This is a genomic window from uncultured Draconibacterium sp. (assembly GCF_913063105.1).
In the GTDB taxonomy this organism is placed as follows: Bacteria; Bacteroidota; Bacteroidia; order Bacteroidales; family Prolixibacteraceae; genus Draconibacterium.
In genome coordinates this window covers 1-16,156 of sequence record NZ_CAJXYQ010000034.1, presented here as the reverse complement: position 1 = coordinate 16,156, position 16,156 = coordinate 1, and the positions used below count along the sequence as shown (strand labels likewise).

Sequence of the window (16,156 nt, the reverse complement as noted above, 5' to 3'; positions counted from 1 at the left end):
GTCCCCCGGAAGGGGCTAGCAAGCGATATTAATATATTAGCAAAAGAACAAAGTCCACCGGATTTTTAATGTGATCCCAGTTTTTTTTAAACCCGGCATCGGGTAATTATTTAGAAATAACATTCTTTAACTTCCGTTGATACGTGTTAACTAAAATCCGTAGTATTTTTGTTGCATAGAATTTGAATAGTTTAAGTGTTTTTTTCATAGAAAATAGATTTGGTTAGGTTAGAGAACAGAGATAATGGAGATTGTCTCTGTTTTTTTATGCCTGTTTTCTGCCAAATTTTCATCAAAAAGTTTATTTCTCTGATTTTTTTGCGGACTTAATCGATTGTCTGTGACATTCTGTCTGTCAGTGGGTTATGGTCTGGTCTTTGTTTTTGTGTAGCGAATTTTAATACATAAAGCCATGAACTTTAATAATTTTACAATAAAATCGCAGGAAGCCATTCAACAGGCTTTTCAGATTGCACAGGGAAATAATCAACAGGCAATTGAAACCGGCCATATTTTGCGAGGCGTACTTCACTCGGCCGAAAATGTAACCGAGTTTCTGCTTAAAAAGCTGGATGTAAATCTCTCCATTTTTAAACAAGCTCTCGACCAGGTTATTCAGTCTTACCCCAAAGTGTCGGGAGGTGAACAATATCTTTCTTCAGGAGCCAACCAGGCTTTGCAAAAAGCACTTGGTTTAGCCCAGGAAATGGGTGACCAGTATGTTTCGGTTGAGCATATTTTAATGGCTTTGCTTGATGTAAAAGATAATACCAGCCGTTTAATGAAAGATAACGGCATATCGAAAAAAGAACTTCAACTGGCTATTGACGAATTGCGAAAAGGCTCGAAAGTCGACAGCCAAACCGCAGAGGATAAATTTAACTCATTAAACCGTTTTGCAATAAACCTGAATGAGCGTGCCCGGTCGGGAAAGCTCGATCCGGTAATTGGACGCGATGATGAGATTCGCAGAATTTTACAGATTCTTTCGCGCCGCACTAAAAATAACCCAATTTTGTTGGGTGAGCCGGGAACCGGAAAAACAGCAATTGCCGAGGGCTTGGCTCATCGTATTGTGAGAGGCGACGTGCCTGAGAATCTTAAGTCGAAACAAGTTTTTTCGCTTGATATGGGAGCTTTGGTTGCCGGGGCAAAATACAAGGGTGAGTTTGAGGAACGTTTAAAAGCCGTGGTAAACGAAGTGGTTCAGTCGAACGATGAAGTAATTCTTTTCATCGACGAGATACACACCCTGGTGGGGGCCGGTAAAGGCGAGGGAGCAATGGATGCGGCTAATATCTTAAAACCCGCGCTTGCCCGTGGCGAATTGCGCGCTGTTGGTGCAACAACACTGGCCGAGTATCAAAAATATTTTGAGAAAGACAAAGCCCTGGAGCGCAGGTTTCAGATTGTGCATGTTGATGAGCCGGATACTTTAAGTGCCATTTCAATTTTACGTGGTATAAAAGAGAAATATGAAAACCACCACAAGGTGCAAATTAAAGACGATGCAATTATTGCGTCGGTTGAATTGTCGCAACGTTATATTTCTGACCGATTTTTACCCGATAAAGCTATCGATTTAATGGACGAAGCTGCTGCAAAACTTCGGTTGGAAATTGATTCGGTGCCCGAGGAACTGGATGAAATACAGCGAAGGGTAAAACAGCTGGAGATTGAACGCGAGGCAATAAAACGTGAAAACGATATCCGAAAGCTGAATTCGCTGAACGAGGAAATTTCAAACCTGAAGGAAGAGCAATCGCGTTTGCGTGCCAAATGGCAATCGGAAAAATCGGTGATTGAAGCTATTCAAAAAAAGAAAGAAGAAATTGAAACCTATAAGTTTGAAGCTGAACAGGCTGAGCGGCAGGGCGATTATGGCCGGGTTGCCGAATTACGCTACGGAAAAGTAAAAGAGGTGGAGGCTGAAATTGAAAAATTGCAGGCCGAACTGGAGGAAATGAAAAAAGGGGAAAACCTGATAAAAGAAGAGGTAGACACCGAAGATATTGCTGAAGTTGTAGCACGTTGGACAGGTATTCCGGTGCAGAAAATGTTGCAGAGCGAACGCGAGAAACTGTTGTATATGGAAGACGAATTGCACAAGCGTGTAATTGGGCAGGATGAGGCTATTGTTGCCATCTCGGATGCCGTGCGCCGTAGCCGTGCCGGCTTGCAGGATGAAAAACGGCCTATTGGTTCTTTCATCTTTTTAGGAACTACGGGCGTGGGTAAAACCGAGCTGGCAAAAGCATTGGCAGAATACCTGTTTAACGATGAGAACATGATAACCCGAATTGATATGTCGGAATACCAGGAGAAATTTTCGGTAACCCGACTAATTGGTTCGCCTCCGGGATATGTAGGCTACGACGAAGGTGGCCAGCTTACCGAAGCCGTTCGGCACAAACCTTATTCAGTGGTGTTATTCGATGAGATTGAAAAAGCACACCCCGATGTGTTTAACGTGTTGCTACAGGTATTGGACGATGGCCGTTTAACCGATAACAAGGGCAGAACGGTAAATTTTAAGAATACAATTATTATTATGACCTCGAACCTGGGATCGCACATCATTCAGGAAAATTATGAAGCCATGAATGAAAGCAATGAATTTGAGGTGTTGGAAAAAACACGGAATCAGTTGCTGGAGATGCTGCGAAAAACCATCCGCCCGGAGTTTCTGAACCGTATTGATGAAACGATTGTGTTTACGCCACTGTCGAAAGATGCCATTACTGAAATTGTACGCGTACAGTTTGAGCAAATTGTAAAACGCCTGGCTTCAAGCGATCTGAAAATTGAATTAACAGAGAAGGCAAACGAATGGTTGTCGACAGTTGGATACGATCCTCATTTTGGTGCACGTCCGGTAAAACGTGTGCTTCAACGATATGTATTGAATGAATTATCAAAGCGGATACTTTCAGGAAAAGTCGATAAAACAATACCTATTGTAATCGATTTCGAGGATAATTCGTTGGTATTCAAAAATTAGCCTGCTGCTATTACGCCTTCAGGACGGCTCTCACAGGGGAGCCGTCTGCTTTTTTTAGGGTAGCGGAAAACAGGAAAACTCTCCGCTTGTTGCTTCCAAATCTTCAGGGAAAATGAGATTCTCAATAATAATCAGGCCTTTATTAAATATACCATGGTGGTTGCTGTATGTGGTGCTTTCAACCGGATCGGCCGAAATGGTATCAAATCCAACTCCCCTTAAATCAAATTTTAATAAGAATTGCAAAGCTGCAGCAGAAAGTGTCGGGAATGTTTCGAAATATTTTTTATCGCCCCAGAATTTGCTCCAGCCTGTTTTAAATAAAACAAAAGCCGAATTGACCAGGTCTTTTTCAACCGGTAAAAGTAAGTCTGGTTCAATAAATTGTTGGTTTGGGTCTACTTTAATTATTAAGGCTTTTCCCTGAAAATAGGACACATTCAGGTCATCCAGCGCCTTTCCATTTTTAAGCATGTGCGCCGGTGCATCAATGTGTGTGCCCAAATGCGAATGAAAATGGAACCGCGTTTCGCGATAGCCGTTCTTTTCAACAGTTGCAATTTGCGTAAACTCAGGCTGCGCATCGCCCGGAAAAACCGGAGTCTCATTACTTAAAGCGTGCGACAAGTCGTAAATCATCTTTCGTATTTTTTAGGATAAGTGTATTTGGCATAAATAAGGTAACACGCCATAAAAATATTTACGATGTAGTTAAAATACAGCGGGAAATGGGCGATTCCTGTTTCCCAATCGCCAATAATAATATATACGAAAGTTAGTAGTTCGCCCAGCAGCCACATCCACAAAAATAGAATACTTAGGTCGTTAGCACTTTTGCTGCGGTAGGTTTTAATTACTTGTGGTAATCCGCAAATGGCAAATAAAATGTTGCCAACCCAGCCTATTGTTTCGTTAATCATGTTCAACGCAAAGATTAGCCATTCAGAATTTGGTTCAATTCGGGCACTGCCGCCTGAAGCTGATTGCTTGCATCTTTTACCATTTGAGGCACTTCATATAGGTTGCCGGCTTCGCATTCCAATTGAATTTTTTTAAGCAAAGTGCCGGTCTTCTCCATACCAAAAGTCATTGCCGACGATTTGGCGGTATGGGCTTCGCGGGCCAGCTTGTCCCATTGCTCCGAAGCCAAAAATGAACCCATGTTTGTTGTAAATTCATCAATTTGTTCCAGAAATATTTGTGCCAGTTCCTTTTTGAAAACCATATCTCCGGCTGAAAGTGTGTCGATTTGTGCCGTATTAATGTGTTGAAATGTAGTACTCATAGTTAAATATATGAGCAAGCAATTTAGCAAAATAATTGCGAAAGCTTTTTGTGCAATGGCTGATAAAATTCATATTTGTGAAGATTTTGAATACATAGTTTTGCGTTAACTATTTCTTATTTGAAGGTGGAGCCGGGCTCGGTTTACACAAGTGCCATTTACAATGAAATTAAAATTATGAAGACAACAGCATTTAATTCGATACACAAAGAGCTAAACGGTAAAATGGTTGAATTTGCCGGATATGAAATGCCAATAGAGTACTCCGGGATTAAGGATGAGCACATGACCGTACGCGAAGGTGTTGGGGTTTTTGATGTGTCGCATATGGGAGAGTTTTGGGTAAAAGGCCCAAAGGCACTGAGTCTGGTTGCAAAAATTACGTCAAACGACCCACGAATTTTAACACCAGGGCAGGCACAATACAGCTGTTTCCCGAACGGAAAAGGCGGTATTGTTGACGATTTGCTGGTGTATTGCTACGAACCCGAAAAATACATGTTGGTTGTTAATGCAGCCAATATTGAAAAAGACTGGAATTGGGTAGTACTTCAAAACGAAGGTATCGGTGCCGAAATAGAAAACGCATCGGATGCCATAAGTCAGTTGGCCATTCAAGGGCCAAAGGCAACCGAAGTATTGCAAAAACTTACCGATGTTGATCTTTCAGCCATTAAGTTTTACACTTTTGTTACCGATAAATTTGCCGGTGTTGATGAGGTAATTATTTCGGCGACCGGTTACACCGGGGCAGGTGGTTTCGAACTTTACTTCAGAAACGATGTGGCCGGAAAAATATGGAACGCCATTTTTGAAGCCGGCAAAGAGCAGGGTATAAAACCAATTGGATTGGCAGCCCGCGATACGCTGCGTTTAGAAATGGGGTACTGTTTGTACGGAAATGATATTGACGATACCACCTCGCCAATTGAAGCCGGTCTGGGCTGGATTACCAAGTTCAACAATGGCCGTGTTTTTATCGATCGCGAATTCTTAACCATGCAAAAAAACGAAGGCGTTACCCGAAGGCTACGCGGTTTTGTCTTAAACGGAAGGGGTATTCCTAGAAAAGGATACGAACTGGTAAACTCCGACGGTGAAAAAATTGGTGCCGTAACGTCCGGAACTATGTCGCCAGTATTAAACAAAGGAATTGGAATGGGCTATGTTGCCAAAGAATATTCGGCATTTGGAACCGAAGTGTTTGTGAAAATCAGAAATAAAATTATTCCGGCCGAAATTGTTAAGTTACCATTTATCTAACCAATAAAGCAAATTAAACTAAATGCGACCGCCTGTGTGTACAGGCGGTTTTTTTGTTTTCGTACCCCCCTAAACTTATGCTTAGAAAAAATGATTAAGAAGGGCACCGTGAGAATCCAATAAAATTACTGTAGATTTTTACTCCAAACTATTGGCAGAATTCGGTTCTATTTAAATTCTTTTTAAATATTACACCGAAAAAATCATTTATTGATTAAAATAGGGTATTGTTGATTGGAATAAGATATTTTTGTATGAAATAACAGATTGATACCGACAGCGTTAACAGAAGTAAGACAGTTAGAATGATATTCGTCAGCTGTTTTAATGTTGTTAATCAGTGTTTTAAAACTCATAAAAATAAATATAAACTTGATTTTTCTCATCGGCTAAACAATCACTATTGCTCTACTTTATAGTGGTGTTTAAAAGGTAAAAAATTTTAATTACTCACCTTAATTGTTGTATATATGAAAAAGCACAATTTTTACGCAGGACCTTCAATTCTGCCCGAATTTACAAAGGAAAAAACTGCTGAGGCTGCCATGAACTTTGCAGGTTCCGGACTTTCAGTAATGGAAGTTTCGCACCGTAGTAAAGAGTTTGTTGCCGTTATGGACGAAGCAGTTGCTCTAGTAAAAGAACTGCTTAAAGTACCTGAAGGGTATTCTGTTCTTTTCTTACAAGGTGGTGCCAGTACACAATTTTTAATGGCTCCATACAATTTAATGGACAAAAAAGCAGCATATTTAAATACAGGTGCCTGGTCGAAAAAAGCCATAAAAGAAGCCCATTTCTTTGGCGAAGTTGTTGAAGTAGCTTCATCGGCTGACACTATTTATAATTATATTCCAAAAGGTTACGAGGTACCATCAGATGTAAGTTATTTCCATTATACATCAAACAACACCATTTACGGAACACAAATTCCTACACCTGATGTTGACGTGCCTTTGGTAGCCGATATGTCGTCTGATATTTTTAGCCGCCCGATTGATGTTTCGAAATACGATTTGATTTATGCCGGAGCTCAAAAAAATCTGGGGCCATCAGGTGCAACCCTGGTAATTGTAAAAGACGCAGCTCTTGGTAAAGTTGAGCGTCCAATTCCTACCATGTTGGATTACAATACACATATTAAGGCGGGGTCGATGTTTAATACCCCATCAACACTTCCGGTTTTTGCCTGCCTGCAAACCTTAAAATGGTTAAAAGAAAACGGTGGAGTTGAAGCCATGGAGCAAAAAAACATTGAGAAAGCAAAAGTGCTTTACGATGAAATCGACCGGAATAAATTGTTCCAGTGCACGGTAACAGCTAAAGAAGATCGTTCGTTAATGAATGTAACTTTTATAATGACACCCGAGCATGCTGAATTGGAGAAGGAGTTTCTGGAGTTTGCCACAGCCAAAGGCATGTTGGGAATAAAAGGACACCGTTCGGTTGGAGGTTTCAGGGCCTCAATTTACAATGCAATGCCTGTAGAAAGTATACAGGCACTGGTTGATGCCATGCAGGAGTTTGAAAAAATGAAATAATCAAACAATAATCAAAAAAAATGCAGGGCAAATGTCCTGCATTTTTTTCACCCGGTTTTTCAAGTTGGCCTGGGTGAAACTAAATTTTATGAGTCATGAGGAAAATCTTAATTGCTACAGAAAAACCCTTTGCCCCGGTTGCTGTAAAAAAAATCAGTAAAATTTTTGATAAAGCAGGTTATCAACTTCAGTTGCTTGAAAAGTATACCGAAAAGCAAGACCTGTTGCAGGCCATTGCCAATGCTGAAGCAGCCATTATCCGAAGCGATAAATTTGACAAAGAGGTATTATCAGCGGCTAAAAACCTGAAAATTGTTGTGCGTGCAGGTGCCGGTTACGATAATGTTGATCTTGATGCAGCAACGGCGAACAACATTGTGGTAATGAACACTCCCGGGCAAAATGCCAATGCAGTGGCAGAACTTGCCATCGGTTTAGCCATAATGGGATTGCGCGAAATGTTCTCGGGAAAACCAGGAGGCGAAATGCGCGACCGAACCCTTGGTTTGCATGGCTTTGGTTACGTTGCCCGAAACGTATTTCGTATAGCACGTGCCATGGGAATGAAAGTAATTGTTTATACCCGTTACAGCAAAGGCGCGGCTGCAGCAATTGGACTAAAAGTTACCAAATCGCTGGAAGAACTTTACGAAAAAAGTGATATCGTTTCTATTCATGTTCCGGCACGTGGCGAACATTTAAAATCGGTTAGTGCCGAGGTGCTTTCGCATTTAAAAGATGGTAGCATTTTGGTAAATACCGCCCGAAAAGAAGTTATTAATGAACCGGATCTGGTAGCCTGCATGCAAGAAAAACCGGGAGTAAAATACATGTCGGACCTAACGCCCGATTGTGAAGCTGAATTTGAGGAAAAATTCCCCGGAAGATTCTTTTTTACACCCAAAAAAGCAGGTGCACAAACGGCCGAGGCGAACCTTAATGCCGGTCTGGCGGCTGCCCGGCAAATTGTCGAATTTTTTGAAAACGGCGACACGACGCACCAGGTGAATAAATGACTTGTTTTGTGGCACTTCGTGAATCCTGGTGCCTTCATTCTACAACTTTGTGGTTAAATTATAGGAACAGGATGATACGTTAACTCAAAGTTGCACAATGAATTATTTCTTAAAATAAATGTTACAAATAGGAACCGGATTTATATTTTTGGCAATCTAAAAATCTGGTTGTCTAAAATTTAAAATCAAAATAATGGCGATAATAAAACCATTTAAAGGACTTCGTCCACAAAAAGAAATTGTTGAAGAGCTGGCATGCCTTCCGTACGATGTGATGAATTCGGAAGAAGCAGCTGTAATGGCAAAAGGTAAAGAAAAATCTTTGTTGCGCATAACCAAAGCCGAAATTGAATGCCCTGAAGTTGACGACATTCATTCGGAAACTGTGTACAACAAAGCCGTTGAAAGCTTTAAGGCCTTTCAGGAAAAAGGCTGGCTACAGGAAGATGCCGAGGCGAAGTATTACATTTATGCACAAACCATGAATGGAATAACGCAATACGGAATTGTTGGTGCTGCTGCCTGTGCCGATTACGACAATGGCATAATTAAAAAACACGAACTTACCCGCCCTGAAAAGGAGGAAGACCGTATGGTGTTAACGCGTTATTTAAATGCCAACATCGAGCCGGTATTTTTTGCGTACAAAGCCGTGGCTGAAATTGATGCCATTGTGGAGAACATTGTAAAAAGCAAAGCTGCCGATTACGATTTTACCGCCGAAGATGGATTTGGCCATCATTTCTGGACCGTCGACGATGCCGAAACAAATGACAAACTAGAGCAGCTTTTTGAAGAAAAAGTACCGTTTACCTACGTAGCCGATGGTCATCACCGAACTGCTGCAGCAGCACGTATTGGCGCCGAAAAAACCGGGCAAAATCCAAATCATGCTGGCAACGAAGCCTATAATTATTTTATGGCCGTGCATTTTCCTGATAACCAATTGCAAATTATCGACTACAATCGCGTAGTTACCGATTTAAACGGCTTGTCGGAAATCGATTTTCTTGCAGAACTGTCGAAAGGTTTTGATGTGGAGAACATGGGAACTGAAATTTTTAAACCATCGGCATTGCACGAATTCAGTTTGTACCTGGCCGGTAGCTGGTATAAATTAACGGCTAAAGAAGGAACTTACGACGATTCAGACCCGATTGGAATTCTGGACGTTACCATTCTTTCTAACCAGGTGCTGGAGCCTATTCTGGATATTAAAGATTTGCGTACCTCGAAACGTATTGATTTTGTTGGTGGAATTCGAGGTTTGGCAGAATTGAAGCGTCGGGTTGATTCGGGCGAAATGAAAGCTGCTTTTGCGCTTTACCCGGTATCAATGCAACAACTGATAAACATTGCCGATAGCGGAAATATTATGCCGCCAAAAACCACCTGGTTCGAACCTAAATTGCGTTCGGGTTTGGTTATTCATAAACTGGATTAAACGCGAAAGGTCATCTGCTCACAACGAGTTCTTGCAAACTGTGAGCTGATGACTCAACAATATAATATCCCGGTTCGTTACTCAACAGATCGGGATTTTTTATGCCTGTCATTCTTCAAACACCAAAAAATCCCTAACTTCAAAAGCTAAATAAAACAATAATGGACATCGACAGCATAACTCTCTCCAGTATTTATAAAAAGCGAAAAAACGACCGCGATATTTTCCAGGAATTAATGCCCACCAAAGTAAAGGAAGTGCTTTTGGTAGCTACGCTATACGATTCATATTCGATTGTTAGGGAAGGGCAGTTCAGCGATAAAATTTTTGGCGAGTACCTGCAGTTAAACCTGTATGCTGCCCCACGCTTTACCAGTGTACATACCCAGGAAGAGGCATTGCTTATTCTGGAACATCGCGATTTCGACCTCATCATTGTAATGGCAGGTATGGATAAAGACACACCGGTAGCAACTGCCCATGCCATACGCAACGAGCGCCCACGGGTGCCGCTTTTGTTGCTGGTAAATAACAATGCCGATCTGCGTTTCTTTCAAACCGAGCGCAGAAGACTAAGTTTTATCGACCGTATTTTTGTGTGGAATGGCAATTCGAATGTGTTTATGGCCATGATTAAATACATTGAGGACAAAAGCAATGTGGCACGCGATACTCAAAATGGTAGCGTTCGGATAATCTTGCTGGTTGAAGACAGCATTCAATACTACTCGCGCTACCTGCCAATGCTTTACACCACGGTAATGACACAAACACAGGTGTTGGTTAACGAAGATGCAAAAGACGAACTGCACAAAATACTGCGTATGCGTGCCCGCCCAAAAGTAATACTGGTCGATAATTACGAAGAAGCCGTAAAGTTTATAAACAGTTACCGCCGCTACATGCTCTGTGTTATTTCGGATGTGAGATTTGAGCGGGGCGGGGTAGAGGATGAAGATGCGGGTATTGAATTGCTGAAATATACCCAAAGCACACGGAAATTTCCGATACCATTGCTGCTGCAATCGAGCGATATTTCAAATGCAAAACGCGCCAAAGAAGTAGGAGCTGATTTTATCAATAAAAACTCCGAAAGCCTGTCGATGGATATCTTTAATTTTTTGTACCGCCGTTTGGGCTTCGGAAATTTTGTTTTTAAAGGTACCGATGGTTTACCCATCACTCAGGCCCGAAACCTGGCTGAGTTCCAGGAGAAATTCAGAGATATCCCGGAGGGATCGTTGCAGTATCATGGCAGCCGTAATTCCTTTTCAACCTGGCTGATGGCACGTGGCGAAATTAATCTTGCCGAATTGCTGATGCCCATTCAGCTTTCCGACTTTAACTCGCCCGAAGAGCTGCGCCAGTTTTGTCTTAATAGTTTTAAAAAAATACGTTTCGAACGCCTGCGCGGTACCATCGTTAATTTCGACTCGGAATTTGTTTCATCAAGCCGTTTTATAGTGCGTATGGCAAAAGGATCGCTCGGAGGCAAGGGAAGAGGAATTGCTTTTATCTGCAATTTTATCGAAAACATCGATTTTTCAAAACTAATTCCCGAAATGAATATCCGTATTCCTTCCACATCTGTAATCGGAGCTTTGCAGTTCGATAAATTTGTGGAAATGAATAACCTTTACGACGATATTTATTCGTTAAACGATTACGATGCCATACGGAAACACTTTCTGGATTCGGAGTTCGACGATAAAATTAGGGGCCGGCTAATGGAGTACCTCCAAAAAATTAAACGTCCGTTGGCTGTGCGCTCGTCGGGATTGTTTGAAGACTCCTTGCTGCAACCCTTTTCAGGGGTTTATGCCACCTATCTTATCCCCAATAATCATCCCGATATTGAGGTGCGTTACCAACAGTTAGAAACGGCAATAAAGTTGGTGTACTCCAGTATTTTTACCGATTCGGCACAGGCTTATTTCGATGCGGTGAGCTACAAGATTGAAGAAGAAAAAATGGCGGTGGTTATCCAGGAAGTGATTGGCCACGAATACAATAATAAGTATTACCCCACACTCTCGGGGGTGGCGCAATCGTACAATTATTACCCTATTGCCTATATGGAACCCGACGATGGTTTTTCGGTAGCCGCAGTGGGGCTTGGCATGTATGTGGTGGGCGGTGAAAATGCCTTTCGGTTTTGCCCAAGATACCCCACAATTAATGCGGCAGCACTAAAAGACCAGATGCGCGATACCCAGCGGCAATTTTATGCCATCGACCTTTCAAACCCCAATATCGATATGCTTAGCGATGGCGAAAATGCGGCCATAAAAAAGTACCGGATAAAAGAAGCCGAAAAAGATGGTACGCTCGAACACTCGGCCTCCACTTATATTATTGAGAATGACGATCTTATTCCCGGAATTCATGGCCCGGGACCAAAAGTGGTTGATTTTGCCAATATATTAAAATACAATCATTTGCCACTGGCCGATGTGTTGCAACTCTTGCTAAAATTGTTTAAGGAGGCTATGGGCTCGCCGGTAGAAATTGAATACTCCATTGATTTGGAACCTGCCGAAAACGGCAAACCTACCCTTTACCTCTTGCAAATAAAACCCCTGATACGTACCGAAGCGCAGGTAGAAGTAGATATTGAAATGGTTGAAGAAGAAAGAGTGTTTATGTATGCCGAGCGCGGAATGGGTAACGGAAAAATGGAAAATATTCGAGATGTGGTTTATGTAGACCCCGATAAGTTTGATAAGCTGAAAACCAAACAAATGGCCCGCGAAATTAGCCAGTTAAACGACTGGTTTGATGAACAGGGCCGCGAATATATACTTATCGGCCCCGGGCGCTGGGGCTCGCGCGATCCTTTTACCGGAATTCCCGTGCTGTGGGCGCATATATCAAAAGCAAAAATTATTGTTGAAATGGGCTTGCCCGATTTTCCGCTCGATGCCTCGTTAGGATCGCACTTTTTTCATAACGTAACCTCAATGAATGTGGGCTACTTTTCGGTACCACATAACTCGCGCAAAACACGCCTTAAAATGGAGGCCCTGAAGCAACAAGAGGTACTGCGCGAAACCGAGTTTATAAAACATGTACAGTTTAATAAACCACTAACTGTTTTAATGAATGGAAGAGACCGGCGGGCATTGATTCATTGTTAACGTTGAGTGTATGCGTAGTGGCGGACTGCGGAGCTTCTCACTATCAAACCGAGATGGTGTTGATTCGAGCCACAAACCTTGATATTTACTACTTTCACCGCCATTACGTATGACACATTGTTACCTGCTGGCATTTATTTTTAGTTCATAATTTGTACTTCTTCCTCCAGCAGACTCTTTTTGAAGTACATCTTTTTTTATCAAGTCATTAATATCTCGAATTGCTGTGTCTTTCGAACATTTTGCAATTTTTGCCCATTTCATTGAAGTCAATTTACCTTCAAGTCCGTCAAGTAATTTATTTAATACTTTTTTCTGTCTTTCGTTAATAATTGTTTTTGAATGTTTGTTCCAAAAATCTGCTTTTAACAGAACTCTAGTTAGAATTTTATCCGTTGACTTTAAAGCATTAATTAAGCAGCTTAAAAACCATTTTATCCATTCGGTTATATCAAGACTCCCTTTTTGAGTTCTTTCAAGAATGTCATAGTATCCATTTCTTTCCACCCTAATCTGGGCAGACATACTATAAAATCGCTGGGTACTTTTATCAGATTGAGCTAACAACATATCAGTTAATGCTCTTGTAATTCTTCCATTCCCATCTTGAAATGGATGAATTGTAACAAACCAAAGATGTGCTATTGCAGCTTTAATAACTAAATCAATTTCGGTTTCTTCGTTAAACCATTTTAAAAAACGGTTCATTTCCATTTCGATTAAATTAGCGTCAGGAGCCTGAAAATGAACTTTTTCTCTTCCTGCTGCACCAGATACAACTTGCATTTGTCCAGATGTATCTTTTCTCCAATCTGCTACTATAATCTTGAATATTCCGCTTCTTCCCATCGGGAATAATGCTGCATGCCAATCAAAAAGTCTATCTTTTGTTAATGGTTTAAAACAATTATGAGTCGCATCAATCATCATCTCAACCATTCCGTCAACATTCCTGTCCGACATAATTGCACCTGCGAATTCCATTCCTAATCTTTGAGCAATTGATGAACGAACTTGCTCTGGATTTAAGAGTTCTCCTTCGATTTCTGCAGATTTTAATACATCTAAAGTCAGAGTTTCAAGTAACGCCTCGTCCCGTAATTCAAAGCCAAGAGATTCCATTTTTCCAATTAATCGTCCTTGCAGATTTCTCGCTTCACTTAGTAGGTTCACGAATTCATCACTACTCCAAGTAAAATCTGGCCAATTCTCTTTTTGATGTATATAATAATTCATTCGTCTTAAATTTTGCAACAAATATATGGCTTATTCGTTGCAATCGAAAATTATCGTTGCGATATTTGCATTGAATAAGGCCGTTTTTCGTTGCATAATGATCTTTCTCACCCAAATCATAGCGAAAGTAATTTTTGAATTCTCCAGTTTCAATTAATGACTTATCAATGTTTTGTTTGGCGATGCACTGTTTTTTTCATTTATTTTTTGTGTATCGTATTATTATTGAAGAGCCTCCACCTTTATTGTCAAAAACTGATTCAATTTCTCCCCAATTAAATTTTCTTTTATTGCCAATTTCTCTATCCAGCCATTCCCTATACTCCTTTTGCTTTATTTTTTCCTTTTCTGTTGAATAGTCCCACCAACTTTTATTTGTTTGGATTGGATTTTGGTCCACGATAAAACTAATTAACTGTATCGTGGAATTGAAAAATGAAAAAGTCATTACGAAATATTCATTCTCAATTTTTATGTTTTTTACCGTTATGCTTGTCCAACCATTTTGTAAGTCTTTTTCAACTTGAGATTCCCCTAAGTTTAGATTCTTTAATTCTAAAATTGTCAGGTCTGGATTGATTGAATGGTTTGAATCGATTGTTATATGGCCATTTTTTACGTCAATCATATTTAATTATTAATGCTACACAATGTGCCTGTTGCACAACTCACCATTTATTGTTAACAAATTTAGCATAATATCCGGGAGTAATGCACTATCTTTCATTAACTTGTAAATAAAAATGCAAGGAAAGAAAGTTTATTCAGAGAAACTGTTTTCAAACTTCCAACTATCGCAGCGGGTTCCCAAAACCAATTTTTACAGACGTTTAAAAGAAGTACTCAATTTATCTTTTTTGTATAATGAAACAAAAAAATATTATGGAAGCTGTGGACAAAAAAGTATAGACCCGGTTGTATTTTATAAAATATGCCTGGTTGGTTACCTTGAAAATATCATCAGCGACCGTAAACTTATTGAGCATTGTACCATGCGCCTTGATATCCTTTATTTTCTGGGCTTCGATATCGATGAAGAGCTGCCGTGGCACAGCACACTTAGCCGCACCCGGCAGTTGTTCCCTGAAAGTTTATTTGAAGAAGTATTTGAAAATGTATTGGCAATGTGTGTTGAAAAGGGAATGGTTTCCGGGCACACACAGGCCATCGATTCGGCACCGGTAAAGGCCAACGCAAGTATGGACAGCCTTGAGTTAAAAGTGCCAAAAGAGAAACTGGATGAATATATCCGTAAGGCTCGTTACCTGAGCCGTCCCGACCGCAAAGCAAAACACAACAAGGCCAGCAAAACCCAACAAACGGTTACTGCCAGCAACAGGGAACTAAAGGAACTGGAAAGCCGGACAAGAAACTGGCAAAAGACACAGGACCAACGCCCCGGGGCAGGCAATAAGGGGGCGAAATACACCAGCAACAAAACGCATTACAGCCCAAGCGACCCCGATGCCCGGATAAGCGTTAAACCGGGCAAAGCCAGAAAGCTAAACTATAACAGCAATATCTGTGTAGATACGGCCCATCATGTAATTACCGACATAAAAGCCTACCATGCCGACTTGAAAGACAGCCAGTACTTACAAGATGTTTGCCAACGGTTAAAACCAAGATTACAAAGCCAGGGTTTATTATGGAGTACAGTATTGGCCGATACCGGTTTTAGCAGTGGGGAGAATTATGCATACCTTGAAAAAACAAACCTGGTAAGTTACATTCCCCCGCACGGCACCTACAAAGGCGGGCCCGAAGGATTTACTTACATAGAGGATGGCGATTACTGGTTATGCCGGAACAACAAGAAAGTTACATTTAGGAAAATAACGGTTGAATATGGAAAGAACAATAACCGGAAGCGGCTTTACCTTACGCGTGCCAGCGACTGCAAAAACTGCCCTTACAAACCAGATTGCGCGGGCAAGGCACCAGAAAAGAGGATCGCAATTACGATATACAAAGAAGAATATGAACGGGCAATAAAACGGATAAAAAGCAAACGTGGGAAATACCTGAAAACAAAGCGGCAGAGCACCGTTGAACCGGTTCTTGGAACGCTTACCCAATTTCTGGGGCTGCGAAAGCTAAATACCCGCGGAATTGAAAATGCCAATAAATGCATGCACATGTCAGCAGTGGCCTATAATTGGATATGTAAATGTAACTCTGTCTGATTGATTTCTATTTTTCAAATTAAATTATTTTTTCAGTCACATCCAATTCG

General features: G+C 41.0%; 12 protein-coding genes. 7 read left to right on the top strand and 5 right to left on the bottom strand.

Going from position 1 to position 16,156, the window contains the following annotated elements:
- Positions 1-412: 412 nt before the first annotated feature.
- Positions 413-3,001 carry an ATP-dependent chaperone ClpB gene (clpB, locus tag QZ574_RS19100; protein ID WP_297092545.1) on the top strand — a complete coding sequence of 863 codons (2,589 nt, stop codon included), beginning with the start codon at positions 413-415 and terminating at the stop codon, positions 2,999-3,001.
- Positions 3,002-3,055: 54 nt separating this feature from the next.
- Here clpB and QZ574_RS19095 read toward each other — a convergent pair whose 3' ends face one another.
- From QZ574_RS19095 to QZ574_RS19085, 3 genes are read right to left on the bottom strand one after another with little or no spacing between them, the layout of a single operon-like run.
- Positions 3,056-3,640, bottom strand: a complete 585-nt coding sequence (locus QZ574_RS19095; RefSeq protein ID WP_297092543.1) for a cyclase family protein — start codon at positions 3,638-3,640, stop codon at positions 3,056-3,058.
- Positions 3,637-3,921, bottom strand: a complete 285-nt coding sequence (locus QZ574_RS19090; RefSeq protein ID WP_297092541.1) for a PQ-loop repeat-containing protein — start codon at positions 3,919-3,921, stop codon at positions 3,637-3,639. Before QZ574_RS19090 ends, QZ574_RS19095 begins: the two co-directional genes overlap by 4 nt.
- Positions 3,922-3,935: 14 nt before the next feature.
- Positions 3,936-4,286, bottom strand: coding sequence for an Hpt domain-containing protein (locus QZ574_RS19085; RefSeq protein WP_297092539.1), 351 nt, complete (start codon positions 4,284-4,286; stop codon positions 3,936-3,938).
- A gap of 177 nt (positions 4,287-4,463) precedes the next feature.
- Between QZ574_RS19085 and gcvT the strand changes: the two genes are divergently transcribed.
- The 5 genes from gcvT to QZ574_RS19060 all read left to right on the top strand — a co-directional run bounded on the left by gcvT (position 4,464) and on the right by QZ574_RS19060 (position 12,684).
- On the top strand, positions 4,464-5,549 hold the full coding sequence (gene gcvT / locus QZ574_RS19080; protein WP_297092538.1) for a glycine cleavage system aminomethyltransferase GcvT: 1,086 nt from the start codon (positions 4,464-4,466) through the stop codon (positions 5,547-5,549).
- A gap of 470 nt (positions 5,550-6,019) precedes the next feature.
- Positions 6,020-7,087: a 3-phosphoserine/phosphohydroxythreonine transaminase gene (gene serC, locus QZ574_RS19075; RefSeq protein WP_297092535.1), complete on the top strand. Its 1,068-nt coding sequence runs from the start codon at positions 6,020-6,022 to the stop codon at positions 7,085-7,087.
- 95 nt (positions 7,088-7,182) lie between these two features.
- Positions 7,183-8,103, top strand: coding sequence for an NAD(P)-dependent oxidoreductase (locus QZ574_RS19070; RefSeq protein ID WP_297092534.1), 921 nt, complete (start codon positions 7,183-7,185; stop codon positions 8,101-8,103).
- Between the two features lie 193 nt (positions 8,104-8,296).
- Positions 8,297-9,547 (top strand): DUF1015 family protein, encoded by a 1,251-nt coding sequence (locus QZ574_RS19065; protein ID WP_297092532.1) that lies wholly within the window; start codon positions 8,297-8,299, stop codon positions 9,545-9,547.
- A 161-nt stretch (positions 9,548-9,708) separates the two neighbouring features.
- Complete coding sequence (locus QZ574_RS19060; RefSeq protein ID WP_297092530.1) at positions 9,709-12,684, top strand: PEP/pyruvate-binding domain-containing protein; 2,976 nt, start codon at positions 9,709-9,711, stop codon at positions 12,682-12,684.
- Positions 12,685-12,804: 120 nt separating this feature from the next.
- On the opposite strand, the gene QZ574_RS19055 is transcribed toward QZ574_RS19060, so the two are convergent.
- Both QZ574_RS19055 and QZ574_RS19050 read right to left on the bottom strand, forming a co-directional pair.
- Positions 12,805-13,920 (bottom strand): Fic family protein, encoded by a 1,116-nt coding sequence (locus QZ574_RS19055; RefSeq protein WP_297092528.1) that lies wholly within the window; start codon positions 13,918-13,920, stop codon positions 12,805-12,807.
- A gap of 196 nt (positions 13,921-14,116) precedes the next feature.
- Positions 14,117-14,548, bottom strand: a complete 432-nt coding sequence (locus QZ574_RS19050; RefSeq protein WP_297092526.1) for a hypothetical protein — start codon at positions 14,546-14,548, stop codon at positions 14,117-14,119.
- Positions 14,549-14,663: 115 nt separating this feature from the next.
- On the opposite strand from QZ574_RS19050, the gene QZ574_RS19045 reads away from it, so the two are divergent.
- Complete coding sequence (locus tag QZ574_RS19045) at positions 14,664-16,106, top strand: IS1182 family transposase (protein WP_297092525.1); 1,443 nt, start codon at positions 14,664-14,666, stop codon at positions 16,104-16,106.
- Positions 16,107-16,156: the final 50 nt, after the last annotated feature.

What these genes read in the sequence shown, in the direction of transcription:
- QZ574_RS19055 (WP_297092528.1), bottom strand. Translation starts at nt 13,920, where the DNA reads ATGAATTATTATATACATCAAAAAGAGAATTGGCCAGATTTTACTTGG.
- clpB (WP_297092545.1), top strand. Translation starts at nt 413, where the DNA reads ATGAACTTTAATAATTTTACAATAAAATCGCAGGAAGCCATTCAACAG.
- QZ574_RS19085 (WP_297092539.1), bottom strand. Translation starts at nt 4,286, where the DNA reads ATGAGTACTACATTTCAACACATTAATACGGCACAAATCGACACACTT.
- QZ574_RS19090 (WP_297092541.1), bottom strand. Translation starts at nt 3,921, where the DNA reads ATGATTAACGAAACAATAGGCTGGGTTGGCAACATTTTATTTGCCATT.
- QZ574_RS19095 (WP_297092543.1), bottom strand. Translation starts at nt 3,640, where the DNA reads ATGATTTACGACTTGTCGCACGCTTTAAGTAATGAGACTCCGGTTTTT.
- QZ574_RS19060 (WP_297092530.1), top strand. Translation starts at nt 9,709, where the DNA reads ATGGACATCGACAGCATAACTCTCTCCAGTATTTATAAAAAGCGAAAA.
- gcvT (WP_297092538.1), top strand. Translation starts at nt 4,464, where the DNA reads ATGAAGACAACAGCATTTAATTCGATACACAAAGAGCTAAACGGTAAA.
- QZ574_RS19065 (WP_297092532.1), top strand. Translation starts at nt 8,297, where the DNA reads ATGGCGATAATAAAACCATTTAAAGGACTTCGTCCACAAAAAGAAATT.
- serC (WP_297092535.1), top strand. Translation starts at nt 6,020, where the DNA reads ATGAAAAAGCACAATTTTTACGCAGGACCTTCAATTCTGCCCGAATTT.
- QZ574_RS19045 (WP_297092525.1), top strand. Translation starts at nt 14,664, where the DNA reads ATGCAAGGAAAGAAAGTTTATTCAGAGAAACTGTTTTCAAACTTCCAA.
- QZ574_RS19070 (WP_297092534.1), top strand. Translation starts at nt 7,183, where the DNA reads ATGAGGAAAATCTTAATTGCTACAGAAAAACCCTTTGCCCCGGTTGCT.
- QZ574_RS19050 (WP_297092526.1), bottom strand. Translation starts at nt 14,548, where the DNA reads ATGATTGACGTAAAAAATGGCCATATAACAATCGATTCAAACCATTCA.